Below are 16,087 nucleotides of genomic sequence, written 5' to 3' on the forward strand. Positions count from 1 at the left end.
TGCTCGACGCCAGGGTCACAGTGCGTCACAGCATCTGCGAGATTACGACTCCAACGACTCGGATACTTCGAGCCAGCGGGTTTCGAGGTCGGCGACGGATGCCTCGAGCTCGCGCAGCGAGTCGCCGAGCGCCGTCAGGCCGACGTAGTCGCCCTGGTCGTGCACCGCGAGCTTCTCGTGCAGCGCCGCGATCTGGACCGACAGCTTTTCGAGCTTGCGGTCGATCGAGGCGAGCTCCTTCTCGGCATTGCGTCGGTCGGCGCCCGCGAGCGAGGCCGCAGCTCCCCCGGTCGACGACTTCGCGGCTGCAGCGGGCTGCGGAGTCGTCGACGCACCCGGTGCCGCAGTGGCCGCGGCATCCGATGCCCTGCGCAGTTCGAGGTACTGCTCGACGCCGCGCGGGAGATCGCGCAGGTGCCCGTCGAGGATCGCGAACTGGCGGTCGGTGACGCGCTCGATGAGGTACCGGTCGTGCGAGACGACGAGCAGGGTGCCGGGCCACGAGTCGAGCAGGTCCTCGATGGCGGCGAGCATGTCGGTGTCGAGGTCGTTCGTCGGCTCGTCGAGGATGAGCACGTTCGGTTCCTGCAGCAGGATGAGCAGGAGCTGCAGGCGGCGCTTCTGACCGCCCGAGAGGTTCTTCACGGGGGTCGACAGCTGCGCGGTCGTGAAGCCGAGTCGCTCGAGCAGCTGCCCGGGCGTCATCTCCTTGTCGCCGACCTGGTAGCTCGATCGCTGCTCGGCGACGACCGCGGAGACCCGCGAGTCGGCCCACTCGGTCAGCTCGTTCAGCTCCTGGCTGAGCGTCGCGATGCGCACCGTCTTGCCGCGCTTGACGCGGCCGCTCGTCGGTTCGACGGCACCCGTCACGAGCCCGAGCAGCGTCGACTTGCCGGCGCCGTTGACGCCGAGGATGCCGGTGCGCTCGCCGGGCGCGATGCGCCATTCGACGTCGTGCAGCACCGTGCGCGTCGCCGGCTCGCCCGTCACGGGGTCGGTCATGGGGAACTGCACCGACACGTCGATGAGGTCCACGACGTCCTTGCCGAGGCGCGAGACCGCGAGCCGGTCGAGCTCGACCTTGTTGCGGATCGGCGGCTCGTTGGCGATGAGCTCGTTCGCCGCGTCGATGCGGAACTTGGGCTTCGAGGTGCGCGCGGGCGGGCCGCGGCGCAGCCACGCCAGTTCTTTGCGCATGAGGTTCTGGCGCTTCGCCTCGGATGCCGCGGCGGAGCGGTCGCGCTCGACGCGCTGCAGCACGTAAGCCGCGTAGCCGCCTTCGAAGGGCTCGACGATGCCGTCGTGCACCTCCCACGTGGCGGTGCAGACCTCGTCGAGGAACCAGCGGTCGTGGGTCACGACGACGAGCGCGCCGGAGTCGGCGGGCCAGCGGCGCTTGAGATGCCCGGCGAGCCAGGCGATGCCCTCGACGTCGAGGTGGTTCGTGGGCTCGTCGAGGAAGACGACGTCCCAGTCGCCGACGAGCAGGGCCGCGAGACCGACGCGGCGGCGCTGTCCGCCCGAGAGGCTCGCGATCTGGCCGTGCCACGGCACATCGCCGAGCAGGCCCGCGATGACGTCGCGCACCTTCGCGTCGCCCGCCCAGACGTGCTCTTCGATGCCGCCCACGACGAACTCGGCGACGGTCTTGCCGGGATCGACGACATCGGACTGGTCGAGCGTGCCGATGCGGATGCCGCGTCGGTGCGTCACTCGCCCGCCATCGGCCGTGAGCCGGCCGTCGAGGAGCTTCAGCAGCGTGGACTTGCCGTCGCCGTTGCGGCCGACGACGCCGATGCGGTCGCCCTCGTCGATGCCGAGGGTCACCTCGTCGAAGACGACGCGCGTCGGGAATTCGAGGTGCAGGCGCTCGGCGCCCAGAAGATGTGCCATGTCCCCCCGAGCCTACTTGCAGTTGCTCAGCCCGAGATGATGCGCGCCCCGTGCACCGCCCCGTGCACGTGCACGGCGTGCAGGCGCGCTGCCGAGAGGGCGACCTGCAGTTCGAGCGCGGAGTCGGTGTCGCCGACGAGGAACGCGACCGTCGGGCCCGACCCTGAGACGAGGCCGGCGAGCGCGCCGTGCGCGGTGCCGAGCTCGAGGATGCCGCCGAGCCCCGGAGCGAGGCTGAGTGCCGCCGCCTCGAGGTCGTTGTGCAGCGATTCCGCGAGGCGATGGGCATCGCCGGCCCGAAGCGCCTGCAGCACCGCGGCGTCGACGATCGGCGGCTCGTCGGAGACGAGTCCGAGTCGCGACGCCCGCTGGCGGTCGAGTTCCTGGTAGACGGCGGGCGTCGACAGCCCGAACTCGGCGACCGCGAGCACCCAGTGGAACGATCCGGTCGCGAGCGCCGGGCTCAGCTGGTCGCCGCGCCCCGTGCCGATCGCCGTGCCGCCCGAGAGCGCGAAGGGCACGTCGGCGCCGAGCTTGGCGGCGAGCGCGTGCAGCTCCTCCTTCGCGAGGGCCGTGCCCCAGAGGGCGTCGCATGCGACGAGCGTCGCCGCGGCATCCGCGGAGCCGCCGCCCATGCCGCCCGCGATCGGCACGTGCTTGTCGATCTCGAGGTGCACGCCGCCGGGCACGCCCGCGGTGCGCGCGAGCAGCTTCGCGGCCTTGATGGCGAGGTTCGAGCGATCGGTCGGAAGCCCGGAGGTGTCGATGCTGCCGCCGAACGCCACGCTGAACTCGTCGGCGGGCCAGGCGCGCACGTCTTCGTACAGCGAGACGGCCTGGTACGCCGTGGCGACGTCGTGATAGCCGTCGGGCTGCACACCGCCGACCCGCATGAAGAGGTTGATCTTGCCGGGTGCCCGAACGTGCACTGCCTCGTCGGTCGCCGCGATCGTCATGGTTCCACGCTAACCGACCGCATCGACGGTCACGTCGCCCAGCCAGCTGCGCAGGGTCTGCTTCGCACCCGCGAGGTCGTCGCCGTGCGCCATGCGCCCGCGCACGAGACCGATCGAGGTCTTGCCTGCACCACGCGCCGACGCCGAGGCGAGCAGGAACTCGCCGCCGTCGAGCGGGAAGCGAGCGGTCGGGTACTTCGCCCCGAGGTTCAGTGCGAGCGGCTCGACACCGGTCTGTGCGGTGACCACCGCCGCGAGTGCGCGCAGCGCCGGCTCCACGTCGCCGGCGATCGTGCGCGTGACGCTCACCTCGAAGGTGCCGTCCTGCCGCTGGCCGGGCAACCGGATGCCGCGTGCCTGCTCGTACCCGACGGTGACGCCCTGCGCCCACCACGAGTCGACCCCGTGCTCGGTCACGAGCCAGCTCGCGATCGCCTGGTGCTTCCACCCCGTGGCGCCGGCTTCGTCGAGCAGCGCGAACCACTCGTCACGCGACCGGCCCGTTGCGTCGAGCACCGCGCCGTCGCCGATGCCGTCGGCGTTGCCGCCGACGCCCCGGCTCCCCGTGCCGTGCGTGCGCGTGTCCTGCTTCCCCGTGTCCTGCTCCCCCACGGCACCCACGCTAGCGCGTGATCAGGCCGCGCGGGCGATGCGGAGGAAGTCGGCGACCGTGAGTTGCTCGCCGCGCTCCTGCGGGTCCACTCCTGCTGCCTCGAGCACTGCGGTCGCCTGAGCCGAACCGCCGCCGAGCACCGTCGAGAGCGACTGGCGCAGCATCTTGCGCCGCTGCTGGAAGGCGGCGTCGACCAGGGCGAACGTGGCGACACGCTCGGCCTCGGTGCCGGGGGCATCCGTTCGCTCGAAGCCGACGAGCACGGAGTCGACGTTCGGCACCGGCCAGAAGACCATGCGCGAGACCTGTCCGGCGGTGCGCCAGTCGCCGTACCAGGCGGCCTTGACGCTCGGGGCGCCGTAGACCTTCGAGCCGGGTTCGGCGGCGAGCCGGTACCCGACCTCGGCCTGCACCATCACGATGCCCGACTGCAGCGAGTCGAAGTGCTCGAGCAGGTGCAGCAGCACCGGCACCGAGATGTTGTACGGCAGGTTCGCGACCAGTCGCACCGGTTCGCCGGGCAGTTCGGTGACCCGCAGGGCGTCTTCGGTCACGACCGTGAGCGAGGTGCCGGGCTGCATGATGCCGGCGGTATGCGGCAACTGGGCGGCGAGCCGCTTGTCGATCTCGACGGCGATGACGGATGCCCCGGCCTCGAGCAGTCCGAGGGTCAGCGAGCCGAGGCCCGGCCCGATCTCGAGCACCGTCTCGCCCGACTGCACGCCCGCGGTCTGCACGATACGGCGTACGGTGTTCGCGTCGTGCACGAAGTTCTGGCCGAGCTTCTTCGTCGGCGTGACGTCGAGGAGCTCGGCGAGATCGCGGATCTCCGCCGGCCCGAGGAGGCGCGGCGCCGTCTCGGCGCCCTCTGCCGCATGCCGATGCGCGTTCACGCCTTCGCCCCCGTCACGGGCTCATCCTGCCACGAGCCGTACACCGCCACGGTGTTCGCCGCGAGCTGTTCGCAGAACTCGGCGAGGTCGACCCCCAGCACCTCGGCCATGAATCGCACCGTGTGCGGCACGAGGTACGGCGCGTTCGGGCGGCCGCGGAGCGGCACGGGCGTGAGGTACGGGGCATCCGTCTCGACGAGGATGCGGTCGCGCGGCGCGACCCGCAGCGCCTCGCGGAGGTTCTCGGCGTTCTTGAACGTCACGTTGCCGGCGAACGAGAGGTACCAGCCCTCGTCGGCGGCGAGTCGGGCGAGCTCCTCGCCGCCCGAGAAGCAGTGGAACACCGTGCGCTCGGGCGCCCCGACCCTGCGCAGGGTCGCGACGACGTCGTCGTGCGCGTCGCGATCGTGGATCTGCAGGGCGAGGCCGTGCCGCTTCGCGATGTCGATGTGGGCCTCGAAGGAGCGGAACTGCGCGCCGCGCCCGTCTTCGCCGGTGCGGAAGAAGTCGAGCCCGGTCTCGCCGATCGCCCGCACCCGCGGGCGGGCGGCGAGCTCGTCGATCACGGCGAGCGCTTCGTCGAGCGTTCCGGATGCCTCGAGCTCGGGCGCCTCGTTCGGGTGCAGCGCGACCGCGGCGAGGAGCCGCGGCTCGAGCGCGGCCACCTCGGCCGACCAGCGCGACGTCGCGACATCCGTGCCGACCTGCACTGCCCCGGCGATGCCGACGGATGCCGCCCGCTCGAGGTGCTCGTGCACGTCCAGCGGCAGCGCGCCGTCGGCGATCTCGAGGTGCGTGTGGTTGTCGTAGACGGCCACGGGCAGCGGCTCGGGCGCCGGCGGGTACTCGGCGGCACGACCGCCGTCGGAGCGGGTGCGGAGGTGTGCGGGCGAGGGGTCGCTCACGCCGCCGCTGCTTCGAACCGCATCGTCATTCGGCGACCTCGACACGCGGGAAGAGCCCCTCGAGCGGGGTGACCTGCGTGCCCGTCGTCCACTCGTGGGCGCGGTCGATGCGCTGCTCCTGCACGGTGCCGGGGGCGCCGAGCGCGGTCCAGAGCTTGGCGGTCGCGACGGGCAGCACCGGCGAGAGCAGCACGGCGAGCGTGCCGAGGCCGTGGTACGCCGTGGCGAGCACCGTCTCGAGCCGGTCGCGCTGTTCCGGGTCCTTCGCGAGGCTCCACGGCTCCTCGATCGTGAGGTAGCCGTTGAGGGCGTCGACGAGCTCCCACGCGGCGCCGATGGCCTCGTGGATCGCGAGGCGGTCGATGGCCTCCCACGAGGCATCCGTCGCCCGGCGCTCGATGGCCGCGATCTCGATGTCGGCGGCCGTCAGCGTGCCCGCGGTGGGCACGGCGCCCTCGCAGTAGCGGTTGATCATGGCCACGACGCGCGAGGCGAGGTTGCCGAAGCCGTTCGCGAGCTCGGCCTGGTAGCGCGCCGCGAGGTCCTCCCACGAGAACGAGCCGTCTTGACCGAACGCGATCGCGCGCAGGAAGTAGTAGCGGAACGCGTCGGAGCCGAAGGTCTCGGTGATCTGCTCGGGGGCGATGCCCGTAAGCTTCGACTTCGACATCTTCTCGCCGCCGACGAGCAGCCAGCCGTGGCCGAACACACCCTTCGGCACCTCGAGCCCGGCGGCCATGAGCATGGCCGGCCAGATCACGGCGTGGAAGCGCAGGATGTCTTTTCCGATCACGTGCTGGGCGGGCCAGCGACGTGCGAACTCCTCGTCGTCCTGCCCGTAGCCGACCGCGGTGATGTAGTTCAGCAGCGCGTCGAACCACACGTAGACCACGTGCGACTCGTCCCACGGCACCTTCACGCCCCAGTCGAACGTCGACCGCGAGATCGAGAGGTCGGCGAGGCCCGACTTCACGAACGAGACGGCCTCGTTGCGGGCGGACTCGGGCTGGACGAAGTCGGGGCGCTCCTCGTAGAGCGCGAGCAGCTTGTCGGCGAACGCCGACATGCGGAAGAAGTAGTTCTTCTCGTGCAGCAGCTCGACGGGCTTCGAGTGGATCGCGCAGACCTGCTGGCCCTCGTACTCCCCCGTGCCTGCGACGAGGTCGGACGGCTGCTTGTACTCCTCGCAGCCGACGCAGTAGTAGCCCTCGTACTCGCCGGTGTAGATGTGGCCGTCGTCGTAGAGCTTCTGCAGGAACTTCTGCACGTTCCGCTCGTGCCGCTCCTCGGTGGTGCGGATGAAGTCGTCGTTGGCGATGCCGACCGTCTCGAGCAGCGGGACCCACGCCTCGGCGACGAGCTTGTCGGCCCACTCCTTGGGCGTCACGCCGTTGGCGGTCGCGGTGCGCAGGATCTTCTGGCCGTGCTCGTCGGTGCCGGTGAGCATCCAGGTGTCGTCGCCCGCCTGGCGGTGCCAGCGCGCGAGCACGTCGGCAGCGACCTCCGTGTAGGCGTGCCCGATGTGGGGCACGTCATTCACGTAGAAAATGGGCGTGGTGATATAGAACGAGGAGCCGTCGGCCATTCCCCAATCCTACGGGCGAGCGGATGTCCCGGAGTCCCGGTTACGCCGCCGGCGGCGAACGCTCCCGTCGAGGATGGCGGGGGGAACCGCCTCCTCCACCTCCATGTGCTGGTGCGGGGTCGCCACGCCGAGCGTCACGTCCTGCTCCTTGATCGCGGGCTCGTGCACCTTCTGCCCCGGGTAGTCGACGATGCGCATGCCGAGCACGATCTTGCCGGGCGCCTCGCGCCGGTCGAGCGCCCGATAGGCGTCGGCGACGGATTCGAGCGGGAAGACGTCGGCGATCGGCAGCCGTGCGCGTCGCGCGGCCACGAGGGCGGCGACGCGACCGAGTGCCACGACGTCGCCGGCGTAGAGCTTGACCGCCTCTTCATCCTCTACGGCGTCCCAGTCGAGCACGGTGAGGATCCGCGATCGCGGCACTCCGAGCGCGATCGCCGCATCGGTCTCCCCGCCGAGGAAGTCGAGGAAGCCGGTGATCGGTCCCGGAGCGACCGGCCGCACGCGCTCGGCGAGGTCGGGCCCGTACTCGACGGGCAGCACCCCGAACTGCCGCAGGAAGTCGAACCGCGTCTCGATGCTCGTGCCGATCACGGTGGCTCCCCGCATGCGGGCGAACTGGGCGGCGAGGCATCCGACCCCGCCCGCTGCCGCAGTGATGACGACGGTGTCGGAGGGCGTCAGCGCGAGCCCCTCGACGGCCGTCCACGCGGTCGTGCCCGCGACGTACAGCGAGCCCGCCACCTCCCAGGTGAGCTCGGGCGGCTTCGTCAGCAACTGCGCCTCGGGCACGACGACATGGGTCGCGTGGGCGCCTCGATCGACGAACCCCATGACCTCGTCGCCGTGCGAGAACGACGAGACGCCGGGGCCGGCCGCGGCGACGACCCCCGCGAGGTCCCGGCCCTGCAGCGAGGGGAAGCTCACGGGCCAGCGCTCGGGGTGGTCGCCGCGCCGGATCGCGCTCTCGACCGGGTTCAGCCCGGTCGCGAACACCGCGACGAGCACCTCGCCCGCTCCGGGCACCGGCATCGGCTCTTCGACGACCTCGAGCACCTCGGGTCCGCCATGCTCGGAGAACCGGACGACGTGAGCCAGGTCGTGGGTCGGATCGTGAGTCATCTCGCACACCTCCACCGCTCTACGGATAGTGCCATTCTCCGCCTGCCGGCAGGATTCCGACAGGGCTGGACACGGTGCGCCCGCTGCCGGTAGGCGGTCGGTCGCGCTACCCGCGTCAGCCTCGCGTTCGCGCCGCGTCAGCCTCGCTTGCGCGCCTGCAGTGCCGCCTCGTAGAGATCGCGCGTGCTCAGCCCGCTCTCCGCGGCGACGAGGGCCGCGGCATCCTTCAACCGGGTGCCGGATGCCGCGAGCTCGAGCACTCGCGCGAGCGCGTTCTCGGGGTTCGCCTCCTGTGCGGCGGCGCCGCCGACCACGACCACGATCTCGCCGCGCACCCCGCCCTCGGCCCACGTCGCGAGTTCGCCGAGCGGGCCGCGACGCACCTCCTCGTACATCTTCGTGAGTTCGCGGCAGACGGCTGCCGGCCGGTCGGCGCCGAACGCCTCGGCGAGCGCGGCGAGGCTCGCGGCGAGCCGTGACGGCCCCTCGAAGAACAGCAGCGTGCGGCGGTCGCCCGCGAGCTCTGCCAGGCGACGGCTGCGCTCCCCCGCCTTGCGCGGCAGGAAGCCCTCGAAGGCGAACCGGTCGGTCGGCAGCCCGGAGACGGCGAGCGCGGTGATCACGGCCGACGGCCCGGGCAGTGCGGTGACCTCGACACCTGCGTCCGCCGCCGCCGCGACGAGCGGGAATCCGGGGTCGGACACGGTCGGCATGCCGGCGTCGCTCAGCACCAGCAGGTCGGTGTCGCGGGCGAGTTCGACGAGCTCCGCCGCCTTCTGCCGCTCGTTGTGCTCGTGCAGGGCGATGAGCTTCGGACGATTCTCGATGCCGAGGCCGGCGAGCAGTCGCTGCGTCACCCGGGTGTCCTCCGACGCGATGACGGTCGCCGACTCGAGGGCGTCGCGAAGTCGGGCCGACGCGTCGCCGAGATTGCCGATGGGCGTCGCCGCGAGGATGATCATGGTCTCAAGCATGACACCCGCCGCTCGGTCGGACTCGTTTAGGGTTGGGCGCATGGGAGTGGAGCCGGATCCGGTCGAGGAGCGCCGGGGCACCCGGCTCGACCAGTGGTGGGCCCGGGTGCTCTCGACGCCCCGCCGCCGAACGCTCTGGTACTGGGGCGGCCCGATCCTCGTCACGCTCATCGCCGCCGTGCTGCGGTTCTGGAATCTCGGCCACCCGCAGGCGATCGTCTTCGACGAGACCTATTACGTGAAGGACGCGTGGACGCTCCTCCACAACGGCTACGAGTCGACCTGGCCCGAGGGCGCCGACGCCGACTTCGCGGCCGGCGACACCGACGTCTTCAACGATGCCGCCACGTACGTCGTGCACCCTCCGCTCGGCAAGTGGATGATCTCGCTCGGCATGGCAGCGTTCGGCGCCGGCGACGCCTTCTGGTGGCGCGCTTCGACCGCGCTCGCGGGCACGATCGCGGTCTTCCTGATCACGGTCATCGCCCGCCGCCTCTTCGCCTCGACGATCCTCGCCGTCATCGCCGGCCTGCTGTTCGCGATCGACGGCAACGCGATCGTGATGTCGCGCGTCGCCCTGCTCGACAACTGGGTCATGTTCTTCACGCTGCTCGGCTTCTGGTTCGTGCTGCTCGACCGCGACCGATCGGCCCGCATGTTGGAGGAGCGGCTCGACGCCGCACGCGACTGGGGGCTCGAGCCGCACTACGGGCCGGCGCTCTGGGCCCGCCCCTGGGTGATCGCCGCAGGTGCCGCGTTCGGCGCGGCGACGGCGGTGAAGTGGTCGGGCCTCTGGTTCCTCGCCGCGTTCGGCATCTACCTCGTCGTCGTCGACGCCGTCGCCCGCCGTCGCGCCGGAGTGCCGTTCTGGCTGACCGGATCGATCCTGAAGCAGGGGCCGGTCACGTTCCTGCTCCTCGTGCCCGTCGCCGCAGTCGTCTACCTCGCATCGTGGACGGGCTGGCTCGTGACCGACGGCGGCTACTACCGGCACTGGGCCGAAGAGGCGGGCAACGCCGCGACCGGGGCGTTCTCCTGGGTTCCGCTCGCCCTGCAGAGCCTCTGGCACTATCACGAGGCCGCCTACGGCTACCACGTCGGTGTGCACAGCCCCCATCCGTGGCAGTCGAATCCGCTCACCTGGCTCTTCATGATCCGCCCGACGAACATGTACTTCTCCTCGGGCGACGACGGTGCTGCCGGCTGCGGTGCCGACGAGTGCTGGTCGTCGATCATCGAGATCGGCAACCCGCTCATCTGGTGGGCCGCAGCTGCGGCGTGCTTCTACCTCGTCTACCGGCTCGTGCGGTATCGCGAATGGCAGGTCGGACTGATCCTGGTGGGGCTCGCTGCGGGCTACCTGCCGTGGCTCGGCTACCTGAACCGCACGGTGTTCCAGTTCTATTCGATCGCGTTCGAGCCGTACATGCTGCTCGCGCTCGTCTTCGTGATCGGGCTCGTGCTCGGAGGCCGTGACGATCCGCGCTGGCGACGCGAGCGCGGCATCGCCGTCGTCGTCGTCTTCCTCGTGTTCGTGCTGGCCGTCTCGGCGTTCTTCTTCCCGATCTGGTCGGGCATGCCCCTCCCGCCGACGTTCCGGCAACTGCACTTCTGGCTGCCGAGCTGGGGCTGACTCGTCTCACTCGCGGAGCGGTCGGAAGAACTCCCGCATGGCCGTGGCGACGAGCTCGGGTGATTGCTTGACCGTGAAGTGCCCGCCGCTCGGCAGTTGCTGCCAGGCGCGGATGTCGCGGTAGGTGCGAGCGGCCCAGCTCTGCGGGAACCCGCGTTCGCCGTACTGCACGGCCACGCCCACCGGCACCTCGACGAGCGGCATCGGCGCGGTGTCGAATCGGTCGTCGAAATACGCGCGGAACGACGTGCCGATGCTCCGCGTCGCCCAGTAGAGGGTGATCGTCGTGAGCACGTCGTCGTCGCTCCACGCCGCCCGGTACGCGTCGTCGCCGCCGCTCCAGGTGCGGAACTTCTCGACCAGCCATGCGGCGAGGCCCGCCGGCGAATCGTTCAGCGCCGCGGCGAGCGTGTCGGGCTTCGTCGACTGCAGCTCGCTGTAGGCGGACTCCCCGAGCCACTTCGCATCGAGCCGGGCGCGGAACCCGATCTCCTCCTCGGTGGGATCGTCGCGCCGCTCGGCCGAGGGGAACGCGGCATGCGTCGCGAAGAGGCCGAGCACCGACTCCGGGTGCAGCGCCGCCGTCCAGTCGCTGATCCAGGTGCCCACGTCTTCGCCGTAGCTCGCATAGCGCTCGTAACCGAGCACGTCGTGCATGAGCGCGTGCCACCGCTCGGCGATCTCGTTCGCCACGAAGCGCGCTTCGCCCGGCGCCTCTGAGAATCCGAAGCCCGGCAATGACGGGACGACCACGTCGAACGCGTCGCCCGGCCCGCCGCCGTGGCCCTCGGGGTCGACGAGGTACGGCACGATCGGCAGCATCTCGGCGAACGTGTACGGCCAGCCGTGGCTGAGGATGATCGGCACCGGCGCGGGGTGCCGGCGCTCCGCCCGGATCCAGGCGAAGTGCACGCGGCCGCCGCCGATGTCGGCGGTGAACTGCGGCACGGCGTTCAGCCGACGCTCGATCGAGCGCCAGTCGAACGCGTCGCCCCAGTAGGCGAGCAGGCGTTCGAGTTCGGCGGGATCGGTGCCGGCCGACCACTGGGCTCCCGGCGTCGGCCGGGGCAGCCGGCGGCGGGCGATGCGATGACGAAGGTCGACGAGCACGTCGTCGGCGAGGTCGACCGTGAACGGCTCCATGCGGCGACGTTACCGCCGACCCCCGACGACACGCCGCGGGCGCCGACCGCACGGGCGCCGGTGACCGGCGTCGAACAGCCGTCGGGCGTCGGCGTCGGCTAGCGTTGTGAGGTGCGTCGCCTGCTGCCCGGTCTTCTCGTCGCGGCATCCGCTGCCCTCGTCGCCTGGCTCTGCCATCTCGCCTTCCCCGCGATGCCGCTCCTGACCGCAGCGGTCGCGCTCGGCATCGTCGTCGGGCAGATCCCCGCGCTTCGGCCCGCACTCGCCGGCCCGCTCTCGCCCGGCATGAAGGTCGCCGCCCGTCGACTGCTCCGCATCGGCATCGTGCTGCTCGGACTGAAGCTCAGCCTCGTCGACATCGCGTCGCTCGGCTGGGTCACGATCGCGACGACGGTCGCAGTGGTCCTCCTCACCTTCGTCGGCACGATCGGCCTCGGCCGGGCGCTCGGGCTGCCCGGCCACCAACCGCTCCTCGTCGCGAGCGGCTTCTCGATCTGCGGCGCCTCCGCGATCGGTGCGATGGGCGCCGCCGTGCGGGCCCGCGACGAGGAGCAGGCCGTGCCGGTCGCCCTCGTCACGCTGTGCGGCACCCTCGCGATCGCGGTGCTGCCGGCCCTGTGGCATCCGCTCGGCCTCTCGAACGTGCAGTTCGGACACTGGGTCGGGGCGGGCGTGCACGACGTCGGCCAGGTCGTCGCGACCGCGCAGATCGCCGGCACCGCGGCGCTCGCGGTCGCCATCGTCGTCAAGCTCACCCGAGTGCTCATGCTCGCCCCGATGGTCGCGATCACGGTCGCCGTCGAACGGCGGCGGTCGGTCGAGGCCGAGGGACCCCGCCCTGCGATCGTGCCGCTTTTCGTGGCCGGCTTCCTCGCCGCCGTGCTGCTGAACACCTTCGTGCCGCTGCCCGAGTGGGTGCTGTCGGGTGCCGACATCGTGCAGACCGCGCTGCTCGCGGTGGCGCTCTTCGCGCTCGGCGCCTCCATCCGCCTCGGCGAGCTCGCGAGCACGGGATGGCGGGCGCTCGTCGTGGGCCTCACGTCGTGGGTGCTCGTCGCTGGGCTCGCCTACGGCGCGGTGCTGCTCGGCTGATCTCCCGCACCGGCGCGCACCGCGATGACGACCTTGCCGCGCACCTCGCCCGACTCCAGCATGTCGACCGCGGCGGCCGCCTGTTCGAGCGGGAACATCCGGTCGACGACGGGGCGCAGCTCGCCGGCGTCGATGCGCCGTGCCAGCTCGGCGAGATCGTCGCCGTTGCGCACCGCCGCGAGCGGGCGGAGTCGCTGCGAGACGAACGGCGAGGTGACGGATGCCGCGGCCATCCGCCCCATCGGCCCGAACACGGCGCCGCCTCGACCCGACGACAGCACGAGGGTGCCCCGTGGCGTGAGCGAGCGGCGCACGCGACCGAGCGGGTGGTCGGCGACGAGGTCGAAGACGACGTCGTAGCGACCGGCGTTCGCGGTGAAGTCCTCGGCCGTGTAGTCGATCACGTGGTCGGCGCCGATCGCCCGCACGTGTTCGGCCTTCGCACCGCGGCCGACCCCGGTCACCTCGGCGCCCATGGCCTTCGCGAGCTGCACGGCGAATCCGCCGACGCCGCCCGAGGCGCCGTTGACGAGCACGTGCTGTCCGGTCTCCAAGCCCGCAAGACGCAGGCCCTGCAGCGCCGTGGTGCCCGAGACGACGACGGCCGCGGCGTGCACCGCGTCGACCGAGGCCGGCCGGCCGGCGACGAACCGCTCGGGCACCGCGACGAACTCGGCGAAGCCGCCCTGGTCCGATTCCGCGAAGACGGCGTCGCCGACCCCGAACCGCGTGACGGCGGAGCCGACCGCGACGACTTCGCCCGCGACATCCCGGCCGATGATCGGCCGCTTCGGTCGACGGAGGCCGAAGGCGAGGCGCACCGCACGCGGCTCGCCGCGCATGAGCAGCACGTCGCCCATGCTGACGGCGACCGCCTCGACGCGGATGAGCACCTCGTCGGCGCCGGGCTCCGGCGCGTCGACCTCGGCGAGCGCGAGTTCGTCGGGGCCGCCGTAGCGGTGCTGCACGATCGCCCTCATGCCGCGGCCGGCTTCGTCGAGGGAGCGGACGCCGATGACCCCGGCGACACGGCCGGCGACACCGCGACCACGACGCTGCCGGCCTTGTGCCCGGTGTCGACGCGGCGATGCGCGTCGGCGATGTCGTCGAAGGCGACGACACGATCGACGACCGGCACGAACTCCCGTGCCTCGATGAGCTCGACCAGCAGGGCGAGCTCCGCCGCCTTGATCCGGATGTCGCGGAGCCCCGTGAAGGCGATCGCCGCCCGACGCCCGCCGCTGAACCAGCGCGTGAGCGGCCACTGCACCATGATGGCGGCCGACGGCACCGTCGTGAGGTAGATGCCGTGCGGTGCGAGCGCGCGGCGTGCGGCACCGAACGAGCGCTTGCCGACCGCGTCGAAGATCACGTCGTAGGCCCCGCGGGCCTCGGTGAAGTCCTCGCGCGTGTAGTCGATCACGCGGTCGGCCCCGAGCGAGGCGACGAGCGGTGCGTTCGCGGCGCTGCACACGCCGACGACCGTCGCACCGAAGTGCTTCGCGAGCTGCACCGCGCCCGATCCCACGGTGCCGGATGCCCCGTTGACGAGCACGACCTGGCCGGGGGCCACCTGCGCGAGGTCGCGGAGGAAGGGCAGCGCGGTGAGGAACCCGTCGACCGTCGCGACAGCCCCGGCGGCGTCGAGCTTCCCGGGGATGTGCGCGATCGGCGCATCCTCGGCGATCACGACCAGTTCGGCGTGCGCACCCATCGCCGGCGCCAGGGTGCCGAAGACCCGGTCGCCCGGCGCGAACCGGCTCACGTCGTCGCCGATGCGTTCGACCACACCCGCGAAGTCGGAGCCGAGCACCGGGTGCTTCGGCTTCGTGAGACCGAAGAAGAGCCGGGCGAAGCGCGGGGTGCCGCTGCGCCCGGCGCTGTCGGAGGGGCCGACGGTGCTCGCCTCGACCCGCACGAGCACCTCGCTCGCACCGATCGTGGGGTCTGCGGCCTCCTGCAGGTGCACCACCTCGGGCGGGCCGTACCGTTCGTGGACTGCGATTCTCATGATGCCGATTCCTCCGAGTCCGTTGCCGCGTCGTGATCGGGATACTGGAAGACGTCGTCGAGCGGCACCCCGAAGATCCGCGCGAGCTGGAATGCCATCTCGAGCGAGGGCGAGTAGCGCCCCTGTTCGATCGCGATGACGGTCTGCCGGGTCACGCCGAGACGCTTCGCGAGCTCGGCCTGGGTCATCTCGCCGGCTCGGAACCGCAGGGAGCGGATGTCGTTCGTGACCCTCGTCGGCTTCACCACGTCGGCACTCCCCTGCGGTACGCGACGAGTTTCGTGATGCTCGAGACGACGGCGGAGAGCACGAAGCAGAGGTAGACGGTGTTCGCGATCCAGAAGCCGTCGGCGTCGAACATCGCGAGCACGAGTGCGCCGAGGGCGCCGATCACGACGAACGAGCTGCCGACGCGCTCGCCCAGCCGGTCGATCTCCTTGTCGCGGATGTCGCCGCGCGTGCTCTCGCTCGGCGAGAGGATCTCGACGAGGATGCGCCCGATGATCGAGGCGACGATCGCGCCGCCGATCACCCAGAGCATGGCCGGCACGTAGTCGATCTGCTCGACCGGGGTGCCGTCCAGCAGCTGCGGCAGCACGAGCGACAGGTACACCGTGCTGCCCACGATGGCGACCACGAGGTAGACCCACGTGCCCTTCTCCTCGTACGACATCACGGTCTCCCTCGCTCGTTCCATCCGGATCACGCTCCGATGTCAAAGATTGTTGACACCTCCAATGTAAAGCGCACACGACACCGTGTCAATGATTTTTTACATGCCGACGGGTGCCCGACCTACGACGAACGCGCGGCTCGAGACTCGAGCCGCGCGTTCAGCGGGATGACGGCGAGCTGCCTAGTGGCTGCCGCCGTCGACGAACTTGAGGCCGACGACGCAGCCGACGAGCCCGACCAGCAGGGCGATCTTGACCCACGACACCGCCGCGTCGCCGGTGACCATCGCCCAGACGACCGTGAGCGAGACGCCGATGCCGACCCAGACCGCGTAGGCGGTGCCGGTGGGGATGTCGCGCATCGCCCAGGCGAGACCGCCCATCGAGAGGGCGAGGCCGCCGAAGAAGACGACCGACGGCCAGAGCTTCGTGAAGCCCTCGGACTTGCCGAGCGCGGTGGCCCAGACGGCTTCGAGCACGCCGGACGCGATGAGGATGACCCAGGCCATTTTGTTCACTCCTGTGGCCAGTCTTGTCGCGTTCCGGGTACTGATCCCTCGTCCGGGGCCGCAGTCGGCGGCCTGATCACGATG

At 71.2% G+C, this 16,087-nt stretch carries 16 protein-coding genes and 1 riboswitch; of the genes, 2 read left to right on the top strand and 14 right to left on the bottom strand.

The window, feature by feature from the left end; all coding sequences use genetic code 11:
* Nucleotides 1–42: 42 nt before the first annotated feature.
* From BUR99_RS17110 to rsmI, 8 genes are all read right to left on the bottom strand, one after another.
* Complete coding sequence (locus tag BUR99_RS17110; RefSeq protein WP_074261537.1) at nt 43–1,893, bottom strand: ABC-F family ATP-binding cassette domain-containing protein; 1,851 nt, start codon at nt 1,891–1,893, stop codon at nt 43–45.
* A gap of 26 nt (nt 1,894–1,919) precedes the next feature.
* The gene (locus BUR99_RS17115) at nt 1,920–2,849 is read right to left on the bottom strand and encodes a 4-(cytidine 5'-diphospho)-2-C-methyl-D-erythritol kinase (protein WP_074261538.1); all 930 of its coding nucleotides are present in this window, start codon (nt 2,847–2,849) and stop codon (nt 1,920–1,922) included.
* A gap of 9 nt (nt 2,850–2,858) precedes the next feature.
* Nucleotides 2,859–3,461, bottom strand: a complete 603-nt coding sequence (locus BUR99_RS17120) for a DUF4287 domain-containing protein (RefSeq protein ID WP_234980892.1) — start codon at nt 3,459–3,461, stop codon at nt 2,859–2,861.
* A 21-nt stretch (nt 3,462–3,482) separates the two neighbouring features.
* Nucleotides 3,483–4,355 carry a 16S rRNA (adenine(1518)-N(6)/adenine(1519)-N(6))-dimethyltransferase RsmA gene (gene rsmA, locus BUR99_RS17125; RefSeq protein ID WP_074261540.1) on the bottom strand — a complete coding sequence of 291 codons (873 nt, stop codon included), beginning with the start codon at nt 4,353–4,355 and terminating at the stop codon, nt 3,483–3,485.
* On the bottom strand, nt 4,352–5,260 hold the full coding sequence (locus BUR99_RS17130; RefSeq protein ID WP_074261541.1) for a TatD family hydrolase: 909 nt from the start codon (nt 5,258–5,260) through the stop codon (nt 4,352–4,354). The genes rsmA and BUR99_RS17130 overlap by 4 nt, the downstream gene beginning before the upstream one ends.
* Nucleotides 5,261–5,285: 25 nt before the next feature.
* Complete coding sequence (gene metG / locus BUR99_RS17135; RefSeq protein WP_074261542.1) at nt 5,286–6,845, bottom strand: methionine--tRNA ligase; 1,560 nt, start codon at nt 6,843–6,845, stop codon at nt 5,286–5,288.
* Between the two features lie 9 nt (nt 6,846–6,854).
* Nucleotides 6,855–7,967, bottom strand: coding sequence for an NADP-dependent oxidoreductase (locus tag BUR99_RS17140; RefSeq protein WP_074261543.1), 1,113 nt, complete (start codon nt 7,965–7,967; stop codon nt 6,855–6,857).
* 137 nt (nt 7,968–8,104) lie between these two features.
* The gene (gene rsmI, locus BUR99_RS17145; protein WP_074261544.1) at nt 8,105–8,929 is read right to left on the bottom strand and encodes a 16S rRNA (cytidine(1402)-2'-O)-methyltransferase; all 825 of its coding nucleotides are present in this window, start codon (nt 8,927–8,929) and stop codon (nt 8,105–8,107) included.
* A gap of 52 nt (nt 8,930–8,981) precedes the next feature.
* Between rsmI and BUR99_RS17150 the strand changes: the two genes are divergently transcribed.
* Complete coding sequence (locus tag BUR99_RS17150; RefSeq protein WP_143231688.1) at nt 8,982–10,574, top strand: dolichyl-phosphate-mannose--protein mannosyltransferase; 1,593 nt, start codon at nt 8,982–8,984, stop codon at nt 10,572–10,574.
* Nucleotides 10,575–10,580: 6 nt separating this feature from the next.
* Here the strand turns inward: BUR99_RS17150 and BUR99_RS17155 are convergent, their stop codons facing one another.
* Nucleotides 10,581–11,717 (bottom strand): epoxide hydrolase family protein, encoded by a 1,137-nt coding sequence (locus BUR99_RS17155; protein ID WP_074261546.1) that lies wholly within the window; start codon nt 11,715–11,717, stop codon nt 10,581–10,583.
* A gap of 111 nt (nt 11,718–11,828) precedes the next feature.
* On the opposite strand from BUR99_RS17155, the gene BUR99_RS17160 reads away from it, so the two are divergent.
* A complete protein-coding gene (locus tag BUR99_RS17160) occupies nt 11,829–12,809 on the top strand; it encodes a YeiH family protein (protein ID WP_074261547.1) in 981 nt (326 codons plus the stop codon).
* Here the strand turns inward: BUR99_RS17160 and BUR99_RS17165 are convergent.
* The 5 genes from BUR99_RS17165 to BUR99_RS17185 form a co-directional block, all read right to left on the bottom strand.
* Entirely contained in the window at nt 12,785–13,789 is a 1,005-nt protein-coding gene (locus BUR99_RS17165; protein ID WP_074261548.1) for an NAD(P)-dependent alcohol dehydrogenase, read from the bottom strand. The two genes, BUR99_RS17160 and BUR99_RS17165, sit on opposite strands and share 25 nt — an antisense overlap.
* The gene (locus BUR99_RS17170) at nt 13,786–14,820 is read right to left on the bottom strand and encodes an NAD(P)-dependent alcohol dehydrogenase (protein ID WP_074261549.1); all 1,035 of its coding nucleotides are present in this window, start codon (nt 14,818–14,820) and stop codon (nt 13,786–13,788) included. The genes BUR99_RS17165 and BUR99_RS17170 overlap by 4 nt, the downstream gene beginning before the upstream one ends.
* The gene (locus tag BUR99_RS17175; RefSeq protein WP_159441005.1) at nt 14,817–15,068 is read right to left on the bottom strand and encodes a helix-turn-helix transcriptional regulator; all 252 of its coding nucleotides are present in this window, start codon (nt 15,066–15,068) and stop codon (nt 14,817–14,819) included. The genes BUR99_RS17170 and BUR99_RS17175 overlap by 4 nt, the downstream gene beginning before the upstream one ends.
* The gene (locus BUR99_RS17180; protein ID WP_143231689.1) at nt 15,062–15,517 is read right to left on the bottom strand and encodes a hypothetical protein; all 456 of its coding nucleotides are present in this window, start codon (nt 15,515–15,517) and stop codon (nt 15,062–15,064) included. The genes BUR99_RS17175 and BUR99_RS17180 overlap by 7 nt, the downstream gene beginning before the upstream one ends.
* 159 nt (nt 15,518–15,676) lie before the next feature.
* Nucleotides 15,677–16,003 (bottom strand): DMT family transporter, encoded by a 327-nt coding sequence (locus BUR99_RS17185; protein ID WP_074261551.1) that lies wholly within the window; start codon nt 16,001–16,003, stop codon nt 15,677–15,679.
* Between the two features lie 12 nt (nt 16,004–16,015).
* Nucleotides 16,016–16,080: riboswitch (guanidine-III (ykkC-III) riboswitch) on the bottom strand.
* Nucleotides 16,081–16,087 lie beyond the last annotated feature (7 nt).

The sequence above is a fragment of the Agromyces cerinus subsp. cerinus genome, assembly GCF_900142065.1.
Classification (GTDB): Bacteria; Actinomycetota; Actinomycetes; order Actinomycetales; family Microbacteriaceae; genus Agromyces; species Agromyces cerinus.

Excerpts from the sequence above, each read along its gene's own strand:
- BUR99_RS17110 (WP_074261537.1), bottom strand. The coding sequence starts at position 1,893 with ATGGCACATCTTCTGGGCGCCGAGCGCCTGCACCTCGAATTCCCGACG.
- BUR99_RS17115 (WP_074261538.1), bottom strand. The coding sequence starts at position 2,849 with ATGACGATCGCGGCGACCGACGAGGCAGTGCACGTTCGGGCACCCGGC.
- metG (WP_074261542.1), bottom strand. The coding sequence starts at position 6,845 with ATGGCCGACGGCTCCTCGTTCTATATCACCACGCCCATTTTCTACGTG.
- BUR99_RS17140 (WP_074261543.1), bottom strand. The coding sequence starts at position 7,967 with ATGACTCACGATCCGACCCACGACCTGGCTCACGTCGTCCGGTTCTCC.
- rsmI (WP_074261544.1), bottom strand. The coding sequence starts at position 8,929 with ATGATCATCCTCGCGGCGACGCCCATCGGCAATCTCGGCGACGCGTCG.
- BUR99_RS17150 (WP_143231688.1), top strand. The coding sequence starts at position 8,982 with ATGGGAGTGGAGCCGGATCCGGTCGAGGAGCGCCGGGGCACCCGGCTC.
- BUR99_RS17155 (WP_074261546.1), bottom strand. The coding sequence starts at position 11,717 with ATGGAGCCGTTCACGGTCGACCTCGCCGACGACGTGCTCGTCGACCTT.
- BUR99_RS17165 (WP_074261548.1), bottom strand. The coding sequence starts at position 13,789 with ATGAGGGCGATCGTGCAGCACCGCTACGGCGGCCCCGACGAACTCGCG.
- BUR99_RS17170 (WP_074261549.1), bottom strand. The coding sequence starts at position 14,820 with ATGAGAATCGCAGTCCACGAACGGTACGGCCCGCCCGAGGTGGTGCAC.
- BUR99_RS17180 (WP_143231689.1), bottom strand. The coding sequence starts at position 15,517 with ATGGAACGAGCGAGGGAGACCGTGATGTCGTACGAGGAGAAGGGCACG.
- BUR99_RS17185 (WP_074261551.1), bottom strand. The coding sequence starts at position 16,003 with ATGGCCTGGGTCATCCTCATCGCGTCCGGCGTGCTCGAAGCCGTCTGG.